The organism is Georgenia sp. EYE_87, assembly GCF_023148685.1.
In the GTDB taxonomy this organism is placed as follows: Bacteria; Actinomycetota; Actinomycetes; order Actinomycetales; family Actinomycetaceae; genus Georgenia.
In genome coordinates this window covers 292,049-310,109 of record NZ_JAHXNL010000002.1, presented here as the reverse complement: position 1 = coordinate 310,109, position 18,061 = coordinate 292,049, and the positions used below count along the sequence as shown (strand labels likewise).

Below are 18,061 nucleotides of genomic sequence, written 5' to 3'. Positions count from 1 at the left end.
CGCGCCCCGTCGAGCTCTACAGTTCGTCGACGCTGCTGGCGTCCGGGCGGCGCGAGAGATCGATGCCGAGCTCCTCAGCGGCCCGGTAGACCTCGTCGTCGGCGTCCCGCAGCTCGATGGCGTTGCCCTCGGCGTCGAGCGCCTCGACGTTCAGGCAGAGCGAGCGCATCTCCTGGATGAGCACCTTGAACGACTCGGGGATCCCGGGCTCGGGGATGTTCTCGCCCTTGACGATGGCCTCGTAGACCTTCACGCGGCCGGTCACGTCGTCGGACTTGATCGTCAGCAGCTCCTGCAGGGCGTAGGCGGCGCCGTAGGCCTCCAGGGCCCAGACCTCCATCTCGCCGAAGCGCTGACCACCGAACTGCGCCTTACCGCCCAGCGGCTGCTGGGTGATCATCGAGTACGGACCCGTCGAGCGCGCGTGGATCTTGTCGTCCACCAGGTGGTGCAGCTTGAGGATGTACATGTAGCCCACGGAGATCGGCTCCGGGAACGGCTCGCCGGAGCGACCGTCGAAGAGCTGCGCCTTGCCGTCGGAGCTGACCAGCCGCTCCCCGTCGCGCGTGAGCGTGGTGTGCTGGAGCAGACCCTGGACCTCCTCCTGGTGGATTCCGTCGAAGACAGGCGTGGCCACCGGGGTGCGCGGGGCGCCCTGGAGGGCCTCCTCGGGCAGGTGCTTGGTCCACTCCTCGGCCGCCTTGGCGGCCTCGGTGACGTCCCAGCCCTGCGCGGCGATCCAGCCGAGGTGCAGCTCGAGCACCTGGCCCACGTTCATGCGTCCGGGGACGCCGAGCGGGTTGAGGATGACGTCCACCGGGGTGCCGTCGGGCAGGAACGGCATGTCCTCGACCGGGAGGATCTTGGAGATGACGCCCTTGTTGCCGTGACGGCCGGCGAGCTTGTCGCCGTCGGTGATCTTGCGGCGCTGCGCGATGTAGACGCGGACCATCTGGTTCACGCCCGGGGGCAGCTCGTCGCCCTCCTCCTCGGAGAACTCGCGGATGCCGATGACGATGCCGGACTCACCGTGCGGCACCTTCAGGGAGGTGTCGCGCACCTCGCGCGCCTTCTCGCCGAAGATGGCGCGGAGCAGACGCTCCTCGGAGGTGAGCTCGGTCTCGCCCTTCGGGGTGACCTTGCCGACGAGGATGTCGCCGGAGCTGACCTCGGCGCCGATACGGATGATGCCGCGCTCGTCCAGGTCCGCGAGGACCTCCTCGGAGACGTTCGGGATGTCCCGGGTGATCTCCTCGGCGCCCAGCTTGGTCTCGCGGGCGTCGACCTCGTGCTCCTCGATGTGGATCGAGGTGAGCACGTCGTCAGCCACGATGCGCTGGGACAGGATGATGGCGTCCTCGTAGTTGTAGCCCTCCCACGACATGAAGGCGACGAGGAGGTTGCGGCCCAGGGCCAGCTCGCCGTCGTCGGTGGCGGGACCGTCCGCCAGGACGGAGCCGACCTCGACGCGGGCGCCCTCGTCGACCAGCACGCGCTGGTTGTAGGAGTTGCCCTGGTTCGAGCGGCGGAACTTGGCGACGCGGTAGACCTGGGTCGTCCCGTCGTCGGCGGCCACCTGGATGGCGTCGGCCGAGACCTCGGTGACCACGCCGGCCTTCGCGGCGACGATGACGTCACCGGCGTCGACGGCGGCGCGGCGCTCCATGCCGGTCCCGACGAGCGGGGCCTCGCTGCGCAGCAGCGGCACGGCCTGGCGCTGCATGTTCGCACCCATGAGGGCGCGGTTGGCGTCGTCGTGCTCGAGGAACGGGATCATGGCCGTGGCCACGGAGACCATCTGGCGCGCGGAGACGTCCATGTAGTCGATCTCGTCGATGGCGACCAGGGCCGGCTCACCGCCGGAGAGGCGGCACAGGGCCGAGTCCTCGACGAACTTGCCGTCGTCGTCGAGCGGGGCCGAGGCCTGCGCGATGACGTGACGGTCCTCGTCGTCGGCCGTGAGGTAGACGACGTCGTCGGAGACCACGCCGTCCTTGACCACGCGGTACGGGGTCTCCACGAAGCCGAACGGGTTGATGCGCGCGAAGGTCGCCAGCGAGCCGATCAGACCGATGTTCGGGCCCTCAGGGGTCTCGATGGGGCACATCCGCCCGTAGTGCGACGGGTGGACGTCACGGACCTCCATGCCGGCGCGGTCGCGGGACAGACCGCCCGGGCCGAGCGCGGACAGGCGGCGCTTGTGCGTCAGGCCGGCCAGCGGGTTGTTCTGGTCCATGAACTGCGAGAGCTGCGACGTCCCGAAGAACTCCTTGATCGACGCCACCACGGGGCGGATGTTGATCAGGGTCTGCGGGGTGATCGCCTCGACGTCCTGCGTGGTCATGCGCTCGCGGACGACGCGCTCCATGCGGGACAGGCCGGTGCGGACCTGGTTCTGGATGAGCTCGCCGACGGCGCGGATGCGGCGGTTGCCGAAGTGGTCGATGTCGTCGGTCTCGACGCGGACCTCGATCGCCTCGCCGTTGCGCGTGCCGGGGATCGTCTCGTCGCCCTTGTGGAGGGCGAGCAGGAACTTGATGGTCGCGGTGATGTCGTCCAGGCGCAGGACCGACTCACCGAGCTCCGTCGTCAGCCCGAGCTTCTTGTTGATCTTGTAGCGGCCGACCTTGGCGAGGTCGTAGCGCTTGGGGTTGAAGTAGTAGTTCTCCAGCAGGGTGCGGCCGGCCTCGACCGTCGGCGGCTCGCCGGGACGAACCTTGCGGTAGATGTCGAGCAGCGCCTCGTCCTGGGTGGAGACGTTGTCCTTCTCGAGGGTCTCGAGCAGCACCGGGTAGTCGGCGAACTCCTCGCGGATCTCCGACTCCGTCATGCCCAGGGCGCGCAGGAAGACGGTGACCGACTGCTTGCGCTTGCGGTCGATGCGCACGCCGACGGCGTCGCGCTTGTCGATCTCGAACTCGAGCCAGGCGCCGCGGCTGGGGATCACCTTGGTGGTGAAGATGTCCTTGTCGGACGTCTTGTCCGGGGTCCGCTCGAAGTAGACCCCCGGGGAGCGGACGAGCTGGGACACGACGACACGCTCGGTGCCGTTGATGATGAAGGTGCCGCGCTCGGTCATCAGCGGGAAGTCGCCCATGAACACCGTCTGCGACTTGATCTCGCCGGTGGTGTAGTTGACGAACTCCGCCGTGACGAACAGCGGGGCGGCGTAGGTGAAGTCCTTCTCCTTGCACTCCTCCGCCGTGTACTTCGGCGGCTCGAAGCGGTGGTCGCGGAAGGAGAGCGACATGGACTGGCCGAAGTCCTCGATCGGGGAGATCTCGGCGAAGATCTCCTCCAGGCCCGACGTGGTGTTCACGTTCGTGTCGCCGCTCGCGGCGGCGGCCTCGACGCGGGCGCGCCAGGCATCGTCACCGAGCAGCCAGTCGAAGCTCTCGGTCTGGAGCCCGAGAAGGTCGGGCGCCTGAAGCGGCTCGTGGATTTTTGCGAACGACACGCGGCGTGATGCCGTACGGTTCGCGATAGCGTCAGCAGTAGGTGCGGAAGAGGTGCGCGAGGCAGCCAAAGGGGGTCCTTCCCTGCGATTGGAATGCACGCTGCACTGATCACCTGGGACGGGTGGCCTGATTGCAGGCAGAAGTCAGCGCAAAGCGACAGCATACCGGCCGGATGGTGCGAAGTCCAGCGGGTACGGGACGAGGCCCGCACCACAGGTGCGGGCCTCGTCGTCGAGCCGTACGGGCCTGCCGGTCCCCCGCCGGCGCTGTGGCGCAGGGGCGGGGGCCGGCGTCAGATCACTTGAGGGTGACGGTGGCCCCGGCGCCCTCGAGGGCCTCCTTGGCCTTGTCGGCGACGTCCTTCGCCACGCCCTCGAGGACGGGCTTGGGGGCGCCGTCGACGAGGTCCTTGGCCTCCTTCAGGCCGAGGGAGGTCAGGGCGCGCACCTCCTTGATGACCTGGATCTTCTTGTCGCCGACCGACTCGAGGACGACGTCGAACTCCGTCTTCTCCTCCTCGGCCTCCTCGGCGGCGGCGCCGGCCGGCGCACCGGCAGCGGCAACGGCGACGGGGGCGGCGGCGGTGACCTCGAAGGTCTCCTCGAACTGCTTCACGAACTCGGAGAGCTCGATGAGGGTGAGCTCCTTGAAAGCCTCGATGAGCTCTTCGGTGCTGAGCTTCGCCATGGTAGGCGTTCCTTCCTGGTAGTCCTGCTACGCGAGCAGAGGGTGGGGGTGGTGCGTGCCGTGACCGGTCCCGGGCGGGATCAGGCCTCGGCGGCCTGCTTCTCGCGCAGGGCCTCGATGGTGCGCGCGGCCTGGGTGGCCGGCGCGGTGAAGAGGTAGGCAGCCTGGAACAGCGCAGCCTTGAACGCTCCGGCCGCCTTGCCCAGCAGCACGTCGCGGGACTCGAGCTCGGCGAGCTTGGTGACGTCCTCGGCGGAGAGCTTGTTGCCCTCCAGGACGCCCGCCTTGATCACGAGCTGAGGGTTCGCCTTGGCGAAGTCACGCAGGGCCTTGGCCGCGTCGACCGGCTCCCCGGTCACGAACGCGATCGCGGTGGGACCGGAGAGCTCGTCCTCGAGGTTGTCGAGGCCGGCCTCCTTCGCCGCGATGGCCGTCAGCGTGTTCTTCACCACGGCGTAGCTAGCGGTACCGGCGAGCGAGCGGCGCAGCTGCTTGAGCTGGGCGACGCTGAGCCCGCGGTACTCGGTCAGCACGACGGCGCTCGACTCACGGAACTGCTCCGTGATCTCGGCAACCGCTGCCGCCTTGTCAGGCCTCGCCATGGCCCTCCTTCCGGTAGTGACGCCGGTCGGTGGGCCCGGGAACGAGAAAGAGCCCCGTGCACAGGAAGGCACGGGGCTCGGACGCCGCGAACGGCTTAAGCTCGTATCTCACCTGCGCTGGCTCCGCGTTCGCGGACTTGGCCCCGTCTCAGCGACGGGCGACCGGCGGTCTTTGGCAGATGCCACCCTACCCGGTCCGGAGAGGTGCGGGCAACGCCCGGGTGGGCCGGCGGCGCGGTTGCGGGCGTGTCCTTGGCCACACCGACCCGGCAACCGCCTGCCCCGGCGGCTCGCGCCTCCCCTTGCTGCTGTCCGCGCTCCCGCGAATGCCCTTGCTGCCGTCCAGGCTCTCGAGAACGGTGCGGCGGGCGACGGTCTCCTCGGCGCGGCGGGCGGCGCACTCTCCCGGTCGCGCCGCCTCCCGGGACGACGACGGCCCGGCACCCTCCGTACGGGAGGTGCCGGGCCGTCGTCGTCAGGCGTGGATCAGGAGGCGTCCTCGGTGGTGAGGTTGCGCGTCTTGGTCGCGTCCAGCGGGATGCCGGGGCCCATGGTGGTGGTCAGCGTCGCCTTGGTGATGTAGCGGCCCTTGGAGCTGGCCGGCTTGAGGCGGAGGATCTCCTCCTGGGCGGCGGCGTAGTTCTCCACGAGCAGCTTCTCGTCGAAGCTGGCCTTGCCGATGATGAAGTGCAGGTTCGAGTGCTTGTCCACCCGGAACTCGATACGGCCGCCCTTGATGTCGTTCACGGCCTTGGCCACGTCCATCGTCACGGTGCCGGTCTTCGGGTTCGGCATGAGGCCGCGGGGCCCGAGCACCCGGCCGAGGCGGCCGACCTTGCCCATGAGGTCGGGCGTCGCCACGGCGGCGTCGAAGTCGGTGTACCCGGCCGCGACCTTCTCGATCAGCTCGTCGCCACCGACCTCGTCCGCCCCGGCCTCGATGGCCTGGTTCGCCCGCTCACCGACGGCGAAGACCACGACCCGAGCGGTCTTGCCGGTGCCGTGCGGCAGGTTGACGGTGCCGCGGACCATCTGGTCCGCCTTGCGGGGGTCGACGCCGAGGCGGAAGACGACCTCGACGGTGGAGTCGAACTTGGTGGTGGCGCTCTCCTTGGCCAGGCGCACGGCCTGGAGGGGGGCGTAGAGCTCGCCGTCGTGGATCTTCTCGGCGGCCTTGCGGTAGTTCTTGCTGCGCGTTGCCATCTGCTTCTCTTTCCTGTGCAGTCGTGGTCTGCGGGTCCGCGCGGACCCTGCCACTGACGGCGCCCGGGGCGCCGTGTCGGGTGGTTCGGTCAGCCCTCGACCGTGATGCCCATGGAGCGGGCGGTGCCGGCGATGATCTTCTCGGCGGCCTCGATGTCGTTGGCGTTGAGGTCCTCCTGCTTGGTGCGGGCGATCTCCTGGACCTGCTCACGGGTGATCTTGGCGACCTTGACCGTGTGCGGGGTGCCGGAGCCCTTGGCCACGCCGGCGGCCTTCTTGATCATCTCGGCGGCCGGCGGGGTCTTCGTGATGAAGGTGAAGGAGCGGTCCTCGTAGACCGTGATCTCCACCGGGATCACGTTGCCGCGCTGCGACTCGGTGGCCGCGTTGTAGGCCTTGCAGAACTCCATGATGTTCACGCCGTGCTGACCCAGCGCGGGGCCGATCGGCGGCGCGGGGGTCGCGGCGCCGGCCTGGATCTGGAGCTTGATCAGGCCTGCGACCTTCTTCTTGGGGGGCATGTTCGGGTCCTAACGATTCTTCCTGGGATACCCGCCGGCCCTCGGCCGGCGGACGCCTCGTCCCTCAGATCTTGGCGACCTGCGAGAACGACAGCTCGACCGGGGTCTCCCGGCCGAAGATCGTGACGAGCACCTTGAGCTTCTGGCTCTCGGGGCTGATCTCGGAGATGGTGGCGGGCAGCGTCTCGAACGGGCCGTCGGTGACCGTGACCGACTCGCCGACCTCGAAGTCCACGTGGATGGGCGTGGACGCGGCGCCGCCGGTGCTGGCGGCGGCCTTCCCGGCGGCGGCCGGGGCGGCGGCCTGGACCGTCGGGGCGAGCATCGAGAAGACCTCGTCCTCGGTCAGCGGGACGGGCTGGTGGGTGTTGCCCACGAAGCCCGTCACACCGGGCGTGTGGCGCACGGCGCCCCACGACTCGTCGGTGAGGTCCATGCGCACGAGCGTGTAACCAGGAACGCGGACACGGCTGACCACCTTGCGCTGCGCGTTCTTGATCTCGACGACCTCCTCCATGGGAACCTCCACCTGGAAGATGTAGTCCTCCATGTTGAGGCTCTGGATGCGGTTCTCGAGGTTCGCCTTCACGCGCTTCTCGTATCCGGCGTACGTGTGCACCACGTACCAGTCGCCGGGCAGGTGACGCAGCTCCTTGCGGAACGCCTCGGCCGGGTCCTGGTCGGCCTCCTCGGCCTCCTCGGCCTCCTCGGCCACGTCGGGGGCGGCCTCGGGCTCAACCTCGTCAGCCTCGTCGGTCACCGCCGCGGGAGCGACGTCGTCGGTCTCGTCGGCGTTCTCGAGCTCGTCGGACGCGAGCGCGTCGGTCTCGGCGGACAGCGGCTCGCCGGCGTGCTCGAGCTCGTCCTCGTCCAGGTCGTCAGCGGCGGCGTTCTCGGCGTTCACCTCGACCAGATCGGCCTCGTCGTGCGCGAGGGCAGCGTCGTCCTCGACGTCGGCGGCAGCCGGGGTGTCCGGCTGCCCGGGCTCGAGCGACGTCTCGTCGACGTTCTGGGGCTCGAGATTCTCCTCAGGCACAGGGGACCTGCTTTCTGATCAGTGGGATGGCTACCGGTCGGCCGGCTGCCGGGCGGACGGCGTCATGGGACTCAGCCGAAGATCCACAGCACGAGCCTGCCGAACGACAGGTCGAGCAGGCCCACGAAGGCCATGATCACCGCGACGAAGACGAGCACGACCACGAAGTAGGTCATGAGCTCGTTCCGGGTCGGGCGGACGACCTTCTTGAGCTCGGCGATCACCTGACGGACGAACAGGGCGATGCGGCCGAACAGGCCGCGCTCCTTCTTCGGCCGCGACCCGTCGGCGCTCGCGGCACGCTCGGGCCGCCCCGAGGTCGCGCTCGCAGACTCGCTCACAGGTTGCTTCCTTCGTTCTGCCGGGTCCGACACCGCCCCGGTCGGGCGGGTCCGGCTCGCCGTACGGCGAAGCCATCAGGATATCCGCGCCCTCCCGCGAGGGAGACGCCGTCCTGGCAGGGCAGGAGGGACTCGAACCCACAACCGCCGGTTTTGGAGACCGGTGCGCTACCAATTGCGCCACTGCCCTATCGGTGATCCGAACGCCATGCCGTCGCCGCACCCTCACGGGCACGCTCCAGCATGGTGGACGTCAACCACCGGCGTCGAGTGTACGTGGTCGAGCGCCTTTTGGTCGAACTCGGACCGCAGGGAGCCTCGTCACACGCGATCTGGCGCCGATCCGGGCCATCTCCGCACCAACCCCGCGCGCTCGGGCCGGGGGCGTCCGGCCACGATCGCGGGTGCCCGCGGAGCGAACGTCCCGGTGACCGGCCGGTGGCCCCGTGCCACGATAGGCGACGTGAGCGCACCCACCTCCTCCAAGCCCCGAGTCTCCGCCCGCCTGGCCGCGATCGCCGAGTCGGCCACGCTCGCCGTCGACGCCAAGGCCAAGGCCCTCAAGGCGGCCGGCCGGCCGGTCATCGGCTTCGGCGCGGGCGAGCCCGACTTCCCGACGCCCGACTACATCGTCGAGGCCGCCGTCGCCGCCGCGAAGGACCCGGTCAACCATCGGTACACCCCCGCGAAGGGGCTGCCGGCGCTGCGCGAGGCCATCGCGGCGAAGACCCTGCGGGACTCCGGCTACGAGGTCTCCCCCGACTCCGTGCTGGTGACCAACGGCGGCAAGCAGGCCGTCTACCAGGCCTTCGCCGCGATCATCGACCCGGGCGACGAGGTGCTGCTGCCGGCGCCGTACTGGACCACGTACCCCGAGGCCATCGCGCTGGCCGGCGGCACGCCGGTCGAGGTCTTCGCCGGCGCCGACCAGGAGTACCTGGTCACGGTCGAGCAGCTCGAGGCCGCCCGCACCGAGCGCACGAAGGCGCTGCTCTTCTGCTCGCCGTCCAACCCGACCGGCGCCGTCTACTCCCCCGAGCAGACCGAGGCGATCGGCCGCTGGGCGGTGGAGCACGGCGTCTGGGTCATCACCGACGAGATCTACGAGCACCTCGTGTACGACGACGCCGTGTTCACCCCGATCCAGCGGGCCGTCCCCGAGCTCGTGGACACCTCCATCGTCCTCAACGGCGTCGCGAAGACGTACGCCATGACCGGCTGGCGGGTGGGCTGGATGATCGGCCCGAACGACGTCATCAAGGCCGCGACCAACCTGCAGTCGCACCTGACCTCGAACGTCGCCAACGTCTCCCAGCGGGCGGCAATCGCGGCCCTGACCGGCGACCTGTCCGCCGTGGACCGGATGCGGACCGCGTTCGACCGCCGCCGCCGCACGATGGTGGAGATGCTGCGCGCGATCGACGGCGTCGTGCTGCCGACCCCGAAGGGCGCCTTCTACGCCTACCCCTCCGTCGAGGGCGTCCTCGGCCGCACCATCCGCGGCCGCACGCCCACGACGTCGGCCGAGCTCGCCGGGCTCATCCTCGAGGAGGTCGAGGTCGCCGTCGTGCCCGGCGAGGCCTTCGGCCCGAGCGGCTTCCTGCGCCTGAGCTACGCCCTGGGCGACGACGACCTCGTCGAGGGCGTCGGCCGCATCCAGGAGCTGCTCGCCTGAGCGACGGCCGCCCGACGGCGGAGCCCGGGACCCGCGCACGCGCGCCGGTCCCGGGCTCTTCTCATGCCCGTCTCATCCGCGTGCCTCACGATCGGTGGGACGATCTGTGCCCGGGCGGCCGAGCCGCCGGGCCGCACTGAGTGAGCGGGGAGCTCGGCAGGGTCGTGCCGGGCGCGGCAGGGAGAGGCGATGCGGACGACGACGGACGGCACACCGCGCGGGATGACGGTGCGCTCGCGCATCCTCGCGCTGACGCTGTTCCTGACCGGTCTGACCCTCGCCATCGCCGGCGGGACCGCCTACGTGCTGCAGCTGGGCCGCGTCGACCTGGGCATCGACGCGAGCCTGCGCCGCACGACCGAGGAGTTCTCCAGCTACGCCGTGGACGCGGCCGCCCGTGGGGCCGCCTCCGCCGATCCCAAGCAGCTGATCTACGGCGGCATGGTCCGAGAGGTGCCGGGCGCGAACGAGGGCATGGTCGGCTTTGTCGACGGCCGGCTCGAGTACACGATGCCCTCCGGCGTGCCTCTCGCGGAGGACCCCGAGCTCGTCGCGCACCTCGCCTCGCAGCTCGACGCGGCGGCGGGCAGCGGGCAGGGCAGGATCGCCTCGTTCACCACCGCCGCCACCGAGTACCGCTACGCGCTCGTCCCGGTCCGGGTGGGCGACGTCGGTGTCGGGGCGCTCGTCGTGGCGTTCGACCGGACGGCGGAGCAGGCCTCGGTGGACCAGACCTTCCGGACCTACGCGGTGGTCAGCGTGGCCGCGTTCGCGGCGCTCGCCGTCGTCGGCTGGCTGCTCTCGGGTCGGCTGCTCAAGCCGGTGCGCCAGCTGCGAGAGACCGCCGAGCAGATCTCGGAGACGGATCTCTCCGGCCGGATCGACGTCCGCGGCAACGACGACCTCAGCGACCTGGCGCGCACGTTCAACGCGATGCTCGCCCGCCTGGAGGACGCCTTCACCTCGCAGCGCAGGCTGCTCGACGACGCCGGGCACGAGCTGCGCACCCCCATCACGATCGTCCGTGGTCACCTCGAGCTCATGGACCCGGCCGACCCGCAGGACGCCGCGGCCACCAAGGACCTCGCCCTCAGCGAGCTCGACCGCATGCACCGCCTCGCCGACGACCTCGTCATGCTCGCGAGGTCCGAGCAGCCCGACTTCGTCCACCCGGCCCCCACCGCCCTCGGCCTGCTGCTCGACAACGTCCTGGACCAGGCGCGCCCGCTCGGTGACCGTCGCTGGCGTGTGGACGAGCGGCTCGAGGCCGATGCCACGGTCGACGCCCAGCGGCTGACCCAGGCCATGCTGCAGCTGGCCGCCAACGCCGTGAAGTTCTCCGAGGACGGCTCCACCGTGGCGATCGGGTCCGGGGTCCGCGGTGACCGCCTCCACCTCTGGGTCCGCGACGAGGGCATCGGCATCGCGCCCGAGCAGCGCGAGCGCATCTTCGACCGCTTCGCCCGTGCGCCGGGTGATGCTGCGCGGCGCGAGGGGGCCGGGCTCGGGCTCGCGATCGTCGCGGCCATCGCCGAGGCGCACCGCGGCACCGTGCGGGTCGACTCCGAGCCGGGTGCGGGGTCCGTCTTCGTCATCGACCTGCCGGCCGTCGGCGTGGCGGTGGAGACGCACACGAGCGACGAGCCGGACGAGGACGACCACCGGGCCGGGCGGGTTCCGGCCCCGCGCTGAACCAGCCCCGTCAGCGGGGCAGGCGCTCCAGCTCTGCCGTCCCCTGGAGCGTCGAGACAGCGGGCTCGTCGAGCAGCTTGGGGTCTCGGTCCAGGTAGGCCCGGGTCTCCCGGGCGATCAGCCCGGCGCAGACGATGAGGCCGATGAGGTTGGGCAGCGCCATGAGGCCGTTCATGATGTCGGAGAAGTTCCACACGACGGTCAGCTCCGTCGTCGCCCCGACGAAGACCACGACGGTGAACAGGACGCGGTAGGGCATGACGCCGCGGATGCCGACGAGCCGCTCCATGCAGCGCTCCCCGTAGTAGGCCCAGCCCAGGACCGTGGAGCCCGCGAAGAAGATGACCGAGATGGTCACCACGTAGTGGCCCCAGCCGCCCAGGCCGATGTTGAACGCCTCGGCAGTCATCCCGGCGCCCTCGATGCCGCTGCGCCAGGCGCCCGTGGTGATGATGACCAGGCCGGTCATGGAGACGACGATCAGGGTGTCGATGAACGTCTGGGTCATGGAGACCAGGCCCTGGCGCACGGGGTGACGGGTCTGGGCGGCGGCGGCGGCGATGGCGGCCGAGCCCATGCCCGACTCGTTGGAGAAGATGCCGCGGGCGACGCCGTACTGGATCGCCAGGATCAGGGTGGAGCCGAGGAAGCCGCCGGCCGCCGCGGTCCCGGTGAACGCGTCGGTGAAGATCAGGGCCAGCGCCTGCGGGATCTCCGCGACGTTGAGCACCAGGACCACCAGGGACGCCACGACGTAGAGCACGATCATCAGCGGGACGAACCCGGCCGTGACCTTGCCGATCGACCGGATGCCGCCGATCAGCACGGCGCCGGTGAACAGGGCGAGCACGAGGCCCGCGACCCAGGTGGGCACGCCGAAGGACTCCTGCACCGAGGTCGCGACGGTGTTGGACTGCGTCATGTTGCCGATGCCGAAGCTGGCCAGGACGGCGAAGACGGCGAAGATGAGGCTGAGCGTGAGGCCGAACTTGTTCGGGATGGCCCGGGCCAGGTAGTACTGCGGCCCGCCGGAGACGTCGCCGCGCGCGTCCTTGGTCCGGAACCGCACGCCGAGGAACGCCTCCGAGTACTTCGACGCCATGCCCAGCAGTCCCGTGACCCACATCCAGAAGAGGGCGCCCGGCCCGCCGAGGTAGATCGCGGTGGCGACGCCGGCGATGTTGCCGACGCCGACCGTGGCCGCGAGGGCCGTGGTGAGAGCCTGGTAGTGCGAGATGTCGCCGTCGGCGCCGTCGTCCTTGCGCTTGAGCACGGCGAGGCGCAGGGCGGCCCCGAGCTTGCGGAACTGCAGCCCGCCCAGCCGGATCGTCAGGTAGAGGCCGGTGCCGAGAAGCAGCGGGATGAGCACGAACGGCCCCCACACCACTCCGCCGATGTCCCCCAGGGTCGTCGCCAGCCGCTCGCTGTCCATGCATCTCCCTCGTGCCGAGCCCGGGCCGCTGTCGGCCGGACGCTTGGTGGCAGAACCTAGCGCCTCCTGTGCCTGCCGTCACACCTGCGTCCACGGCGGGACACCGGGGCGGCGGCTGGTGGGAGACTGTCCGGAAAACCACCGTGGAGGGAAGATGGCGCAGATCCTGATCGTCGAGGACGAGGCCGGGATCTCCTCGTTCGTCACCAAGGGCCTGAGGGCCGCCGGGCACCAGCCGACCGCGGTGGGCACGGGCCGCGATGCCCTCGCGCACGCGCACACCGACGGCTACGACCTCGTCATCCTCGACATCGGCCTGCCGGACATGGACGGGTTCGAGGTGCTGCGGCGGATCAGGGGCCAGGGCTCGACCGTCCCGGTCATCATCCTCACCGCGCGCTCGTCGGTGGACGACACGGTGGCCGGCCTCGAGGGCGGCGCTGACGACTACATGGCCAAGCCGTTCCGGTTCGAGGAGCTCCTCGCACGGGTCCGACTGCGGCTGCGCAGCGAGCCCGGCACCGTGGAGACGACGGTCCTGGCCTACGGCGACCTGTCGCTGGACCTGCGCAGCAGGCGCGTGACCGCCGGCGACACCGAGGTCGACCTCTCAGCGCGCGAGTTCGCCCTGCTCGAGACGTTCATGACGCACCCGGGGCAGGTGCTCTCGCGCGAGCAGCTGCTCTCCCGGGTGTGGGGGTACGACTTCGACCCGGGGTCGAACGTGGTGGACGTGTACGTTCGCTACCTGCGCCGCAAGATCGGCGCCGCGCACGTGGAGACGGTCCGCGGCATGGGTTACCGCCTGGTCGATCTCACGCGCTGACGCGAAACCGCAGGTCCCCGACCACGCGCGCGAGCGTGGGCGTGGGCACGCCGTGGCGCTCCCCCAGCGCGAGCAGGTGCCCGCCGATCGCCTCGAGCTCGGTGGGGCCGCCGGCGCGGAGGTCGTGCTGGAGCGAGGACATCATCGTCGCGGGCAGGCGGCGCAGGAGCGCGTGCAGGTCCTCGGCCGTCGTGGGCCACCCGTCCGCCGTCGCCACGGCGGCCACCTCGGCGACGACGCCGCGAGCCACCGTCGGGTCCTGGTCGAGCGCCTCCCCCAGCGGTAGATCCGTCCAGGAGGTCAGCAGCGCCGTCGGGGCCAGGAAGCTGTACTTGCGCCACAGGACGTCCAGCTCCGAGCCCCGCACGCGCACGTCGGCGCCCGCGCGCCGCAGCGCCTCGGCGATGCGACCGGCCCCGCCGGCGGGGACGTTGACGATGAGGTACTGGCCCCGATGGACGATCGTGCCGTCCTCGCGGGAAGCCTCGACCTGCACGGACCCGCAGACCGCGTTCGGGACCTCGCGGAGCGTCTCGGCGTGCCCGAGCCCGTTGAGGAGCGCGAGCACCTCGGTCGGCGACGCCGCCCGGAGGCCCGGCAGGACGTCGGCCAGACCGTAGCTCTTGACCGCGAGGACGACGGCGGAGCCGGGCGGGACCTCGGTGGTCGCCGGCACCATGGCCGTGAACTGGCCGAACTTGTCCGAGCGGACGCGCAGGCCTTCCGTGACGATCCGCCGCGCGCTCTCCGGCCGCCCGACGACCACGACGTCCTCCCCCGCGCGATGGAGGAGGGCGGCGAGCAGGCCGCCGACGGCGCCCGGTCCGAGAACTGCGAGCATCATTCGGGGGTCTCCGCGGTCACAGGGCTGGGGGGCGAGACTACGGTCGGCCCGGAGTCGTCCGACCCGGAGTCATCCCACAAGGAGTCGTCGTCGGACCCGGAGTCGTCGGAGCCAGAGTCGTCGGAGCCGGAGTCGTCGGAGCCAGAGTCGTCGGAGCCAGAGTCGTCGTCGGACCCGGAGTCGTCGTCCGGCCCGGTCTCCTCGGGTGACGGCGTCTCGGTGGCAGAGGGGCTCGCCGACTGCGTGGCGGACGCCCCTGCCTCGCGGTCCGCGGAGGGGGCGGCGGGCTGCGTCGCGGAGATCTGCACAGCGTCGAGGGCCACCGGGTCACGCGGCTCCCCGGCGACCGCACCGAAGGCACCGGCGACACCCACGACGCCGAGCGTGCCGCCGATCACGGCCCACATGCTCCTGGCGACCATCTCAGCTCCTCACTGCTCTCGCCGGTACACCGTCCCACGGATACGGGGGCCGGGGCCAGCATTGGCGACGGGACAGCGCCCGCCCCGGACCTTCTCGGTCCCGGCGCGCGCGCTTGCTCACTCGCCGGACCTCGTCGGTCCTGGACGGGGGTGGGCTGGCTTACTCGCCGGACTGCGCCGAGGGCGCGGACGCCGGCGAGGCGGGGGTGACCGGGCTGGCCGCCGACGCCGGAGTCACCGGACTGGCCGCCGACGCCGGAGTCACCGGACTGGCCGCCGACGCCGGGGTCACCGGACTGGCCGCCGACGCCGGAGTCACCGGACTGGCCGCCGACGCCGGAGTCACCGGACTGGCCGCCGACGCCGGGGTCACCGGACTGGCCGCCGACGCCGGAGTCACCGGACTGGCCGCCGACGCCGAAGTCATCGGGCTGGCGGCGGAGACCGCCGTGACCGCCGTCGTCGCGCTGCCGGCGCTGACCGAGGCGGGGTCGGTGGCGCGGGCGTCGGGGGTGGCCGTCCCGGCCGCGGGAGTCGCGGTCTCGGTCGCGGCGGGCGTCGTGACCTCCACGCCCGAGACGTCCTGGCCGTCGTCGGTGTCGGCGACGGCGACGCCCACCCCGCTCGCCGCCGCGAGGACGCTCAGCGTGCCGGTGGTGATCCAGAGCTTGTGGTTCATCGCGTGATGCCTCCTGCGGTCGGTGCCCGGGGATGCCGGGCTGCTGATGACCGCAACTCTGGCGCGCCGGGGTGAGACGACGAGGAGGAGAAGATGACAACGTTCTCATCCGCCGCGGTCACGCTCGGTGCGGCCCGCTCGCTCAGTGCGGCCCGCGCCGGGCGAGCAGCTCACGCCCGTGGGCCAGCCAGCCCTCGGCGCACGCCAGACGCCCCTCGGCGTCGGCGCGCCAGTGGGCGCCGTCCGTCCGGCGGGCACCGGCGACCAGCGAGAGCACCACCCCCGCGCACCGGGCGTGCAGGGCCACCGGGTCCACGACGGCCGAGCAGGCCCGCGTCCAGGCGTCGAGCACCTCGGGCACGTGCGGGTAGGTCTCCGGCGCCAGGTGGGGCAGCACGGAGACGTGGCCGAGGAGGCACGCAAGGTCGTCCACGCGGTACCCCGGGCCGACGGCGTCCACGTCCAGCAGCGCGGTGACCGCGACGAGGTCGGGCCGGGGGTCCATGAGGACGTTCGCCTCGTAGAAGTCCCCGTGCGTGGGCACCACCGGGCCGGGGTCCGAGTTGGCCATGAGGTGGTTGACGCCCTCGGCGAGTGCCTCGGTGCGCGCCGCGTACTCCGGCAGCACGGTGGCCGCCGCGTGCGCGTAGTGGTCGGCCCGCTCGGACCAGGCGGGCCGGCGCGGCAGGTCGAGGAGGGCCGGTGGCAGCGCGTCCAGGGTGCCCAGCAGCGCGTCGAGCACCGCGCCGGTCCGGTCCCCGAGGCCCCGCGAGAGCAGGTTGGCCAACGGCGTGCCACGCCCCGCGGCGAGCAGCACCAGGCCGTCCTCGTCCGCGCGCAGGACCTCCGGCGCGGGCACGCCCGCGGCGGTGAGGGTGCGGTGCCGTTCGACGAACGCGCTCGCGGCCGAGGGACGGACCACCTTCAGGTACGCGACCGCCCCGGCCGGCTCCGCGCGGCGGACCCGCAGCACCGCCCGGCGGGTGGGACGGTAGGCGAGCAGCTCCACCGTCACCCGCGCACCCAGGCGGTCCGAGAGCCGGGCGGCGTCGCAGGCCACCGCGAGCGCTGGCAGCTCCGGGTCCGCCGGGTGACGCCACAGGTGCACCACGGGTCCGCCGTCGGGCTGCTCCAGCCGGACCAGACCGGCGCCCGCGCCGTGGGAGAGGCGGGCCGTGGTGGCGCAGAGGTACTCCTCGTGCCGCACCGGCGTGCCGGCGCTGCCGGCCCGCTCGACGGTCGCGGTGTACCCGACGGTCACCCCGGCGCCGGGCCGGTGGTGGATGGTGTGCACCTGCCAGTCGAGCAGGCGGCCGCCCTCGGCCTCGAGGGCACCGGCGAGCATGTCACCGGCCTCGGAGCCGGTCAGCAGCGCGACGTCGGCCGGCTCGCGCCGGGCGGCAGCTGGGACGCTCATGGGGCAAGTTGACCATGACGGGGCAGGTCGCCGCGGCCGGACACGACGATTCGTCCGCCCGTGCGCCGCCCGGGGGCTGCGGCGGGCCCGGCGGGCGGGTTGCCGCCGGGGTGGCAGACTCGTCGAGGTGCGCGATCTGGTCACCCTTCCGAAGGCTCACCTGCACCTGCACTTCACCGGTTCGATGAGGGTCTCGACGCTCCGGGAGCTGGCGGCCGAGCAGGGCGTGCGCCTGCCCGCGTCCCTCACCGACGCGGACCCGCTACGGGTCCCGGCGTCCCAGCGCGGCTGGTTCCGGTTCCAGCGTTCCTACGACGCCGCCCGCGCCGTCGTGCGCTCGGAGGCCGCGATGCGGCGGATCGTGCGCGAGGCCGCCGAGGACGACGCCGCCGAGGGCTCGCGCCGCCTGGAGATCCAGGTGGACCCGACGTCGTACGCCCCCTTCGTCGGGGGCCTCACGCCCGCCCTGGAGATCGTCCTGGACGAGGCGCGGTCCGCGAGCGCGGCCACGGGCGTCGAGGTGGGGGTGATCGTGGCGGCCTCGCGCACCCGGCACCCGCTCGACGCGCGCACGCTGGCGAGGCTCGCGGCCAAGCACGCCGGTGACGCCCCCGGGCAGGTGGTGGGGTTCGGGCTGAGCAACGACGAGCGGCGGGGCGAGACCTCCGAGTGGGCGCCCGCCTTCCGCATCGCCCGCCACGCCGGGCTGGCCGGCGTGCCGCACGGCGGGGAGCTGCTCGGGCCGGAGCACGTGCGCGACGTCGTCGCCCACCTCAAGCCCGCCCGCCTCGGCCACGGCGTGCGCTCCGCCGAGGATCCCGACCTCCTCGCCCGTCTCGTCGACGCCGGGATCGCCCTGGAGGTGTGCCCCTCGTCGAACGTCTCCCTCGGCGTCTACCACGACCCCTCGGAGGTGCCCCTGCGCACCCTCGTCGACGCCGGCGCCCGGGTGGCGCTCGGGGCGGACGACCCCCTGCTGTTCCTCTCCCGGCTCGTCGACCAGTACCGCATCGCCCGCGAGGAGCACGGTCTGGACGACGCCGCGCTGGCCGCGCTGGCCCGCAGCTCAATCGAGGTCTCGCTCGCGTCCGAGGCATCGAAGCGCGCCATGCTGGCCGACGTCGACGCCTGGCTGGCCGCGCCGGCCCTGGTCGGATGACGGCGCGTCCGGGGCCCCTCGAGCTCAGGCCGCAGGGGGCGAGGGCGATCGGTCCGGCCCATGCCCT

Annotated in this window: 16 protein-coding genes and 1 tRNA gene; 5 read left to right on the top strand and 12 right to left on the bottom strand. The window is 71.9% G+C overall.

The annotated features are described in order from the left end of the window. Positions 1 to 16: 16 nt before the first annotated feature. The 8 genes from rpoB to KZX45_RS04760 all read right to left on the bottom strand — a co-directional run bounded on the left by rpoB (position 17) and on the right by KZX45_RS04760 (position 8,038). Positions 17 to 3,526: a DNA-directed RNA polymerase subunit beta gene (rpoB, locus tag KZX45_RS04795; protein WP_248256561.1), complete on the bottom strand. Its 3,510-nt coding sequence runs from the start codon at positions 3,524 to 3,526 to the stop codon at positions 17 to 19. A 229-nt stretch (positions 3,527 to 3,755) separates the two neighbouring features. Further along, positions 3,756 to 4,145 (bottom strand): 50S ribosomal protein L7/L12, encoded by a 390-nt coding sequence (gene rplL, locus KZX45_RS04790; protein WP_248256560.1) that lies wholly within the window; start codon positions 4,143 to 4,145, stop codon positions 3,756 to 3,758. Between the two features lie 80 nt (positions 4,146 to 4,225). Then, entirely contained in the window at positions 4,226 to 4,747 is a 522-nt protein-coding gene (rplJ, locus tag KZX45_RS04785) for a 50S ribosomal protein L10 (protein WP_248256559.1), read from the bottom strand. 486 nt (positions 4,748 to 5,233) lie between these two features. Then, positions 5,234 to 5,950 carry a 50S ribosomal protein L1 gene (gene rplA / locus KZX45_RS04780; RefSeq protein ID WP_248256558.1) on the bottom strand — a complete coding sequence of 239 codons (717 nt, stop codon included), beginning with the start codon at positions 5,948 to 5,950 and terminating at the stop codon, positions 5,234 to 5,236. An 89-nt stretch (positions 5,951 to 6,039) separates the two neighbouring features. Next, positions 6,040 to 6,471, bottom strand: a complete 432-nt coding sequence (gene rplK, locus KZX45_RS04775; RefSeq protein ID WP_248256557.1) for a 50S ribosomal protein L11 — start codon at positions 6,469 to 6,471, stop codon at positions 6,040 to 6,042. A gap of 64 nt (positions 6,472 to 6,535) precedes the next feature. Further along, positions 6,536 to 7,345 carry a transcription termination/antitermination protein NusG gene (nusG, locus tag KZX45_RS04770; protein WP_374112556.1) on the bottom strand — a complete coding sequence of 270 codons (810 nt, stop codon included), beginning with the start codon at positions 7,343 to 7,345 and terminating at the stop codon, positions 6,536 to 6,538. Positions 7,346 to 7,578: 233 nt separating this feature from the next. Continuing rightward, positions 7,579 to 7,848: a preprotein translocase subunit SecE gene (gene secE / locus KZX45_RS04765; protein ID WP_248256555.1), complete on the bottom strand. Its 270-nt coding sequence runs from the start codon at positions 7,846 to 7,848 to the stop codon at positions 7,579 to 7,581. Between the two features lie 114 nt (positions 7,849 to 7,962). Continuing rightward, positions 7,963 to 8,038: transfer RNA gene (locus KZX45_RS04760), tRNA-Trp, on the bottom strand. 273 nt (positions 8,039 to 8,311) lie between these two features. Here KZX45_RS04760 and KZX45_RS04755 point away from each other — a divergent pair. Both KZX45_RS04755 and KZX45_RS04750 read left to right on the top strand, forming a co-directional pair. Beyond that, the gene (locus KZX45_RS04755; RefSeq protein ID WP_248256554.1) at positions 8,312 to 9,523 is read left to right on the top strand and encodes a pyridoxal phosphate-dependent aminotransferase; all 1,212 of its coding nucleotides are present in this window, start codon (positions 8,312 to 8,314) and stop codon (positions 9,521 to 9,523) included. A gap of 189 nt (positions 9,524 to 9,712) precedes the next feature. Further along, entirely contained in the window at positions 9,713 to 11,215 is a 1,503-nt protein-coding gene (locus KZX45_RS04750; RefSeq protein ID WP_248256553.1) for a cell wall metabolism sensor histidine kinase WalK, read from the top strand. Between the two features lie 10 nt (positions 11,216 to 11,225). Here KZX45_RS04750 and KZX45_RS04745 read toward each other — a convergent pair whose 3' ends face one another. Then, a complete protein-coding gene (locus KZX45_RS04745) occupies positions 11,226 to 12,647 on the bottom strand; it encodes a sodium:alanine symporter family protein (protein ID WP_248256552.1) in 1,422 nt (473 codons plus the stop codon). Between the two features lie 154 nt (positions 12,648 to 12,801). Here KZX45_RS04745 and KZX45_RS04740 point away from each other — a divergent pair, with 154 nt between their 5' ends. Then, entirely contained in the window at positions 12,802 to 13,473 is a 672-nt protein-coding gene (locus tag KZX45_RS04740; RefSeq protein ID WP_248256551.1) for a response regulator transcription factor, read from the top strand. Here the strand turns inward: KZX45_RS04740 and KZX45_RS04735 are convergent. Both KZX45_RS04735 and KZX45_RS04730 read right to left on the bottom strand, forming a co-directional pair. After that, positions 13,463 to 14,317, bottom strand: a complete 855-nt coding sequence (locus KZX45_RS04735) for a ketopantoate reductase family protein (protein ID WP_248256550.1) — start codon at positions 14,315 to 14,317, stop codon at positions 13,463 to 13,465. The two genes, KZX45_RS04740 and KZX45_RS04735, sit on opposite strands and share 11 nt — an antisense overlap. After that, positions 14,314 to 14,739 (bottom strand): hypothetical protein, encoded by a 426-nt coding sequence (locus tag KZX45_RS04730; RefSeq protein WP_248256549.1) that lies wholly within the window; start codon positions 14,737 to 14,739, stop codon positions 14,314 to 14,316. Before KZX45_RS04730 ends, KZX45_RS04735 begins: the two co-directional genes overlap by 4 nt. A gap of 113 nt (positions 14,740 to 14,852) precedes the next feature. On the opposite strand from KZX45_RS04730, the gene KZX45_RS04725 reads away from it, so the two are divergent. Beyond that, a complete protein-coding gene (locus tag KZX45_RS04725; protein WP_248256548.1) occupies positions 14,853 to 15,425 on the top strand; it encodes a hypothetical protein in 573 nt (190 codons plus the stop codon). Between the two features lie 135 nt (positions 15,426 to 15,560). Here KZX45_RS04725 and KZX45_RS04720 read toward each other — a convergent pair whose 3' ends face one another. Beyond that, complete coding sequence (locus KZX45_RS04720) at positions 15,561 to 16,835, bottom strand: phosphotransferase (RefSeq protein ID WP_248256547.1); 1,275 nt, start codon at positions 16,833 to 16,835, stop codon at positions 15,561 to 15,563. Between the two features lie 127 nt (positions 16,836 to 16,962). Here KZX45_RS04720 and KZX45_RS04715 point away from each other — a divergent pair, with 127 nt between their 5' ends. Beyond that, positions 16,963 to 17,994 (top strand): adenosine deaminase, encoded by a 1,032-nt coding sequence (locus tag KZX45_RS04715; protein WP_248256546.1) that lies wholly within the window; start codon positions 16,963 to 16,965, stop codon positions 17,992 to 17,994. The last annotated feature ends 67 nt before the right edge of the window (positions 17,995 to 18,061 follow it).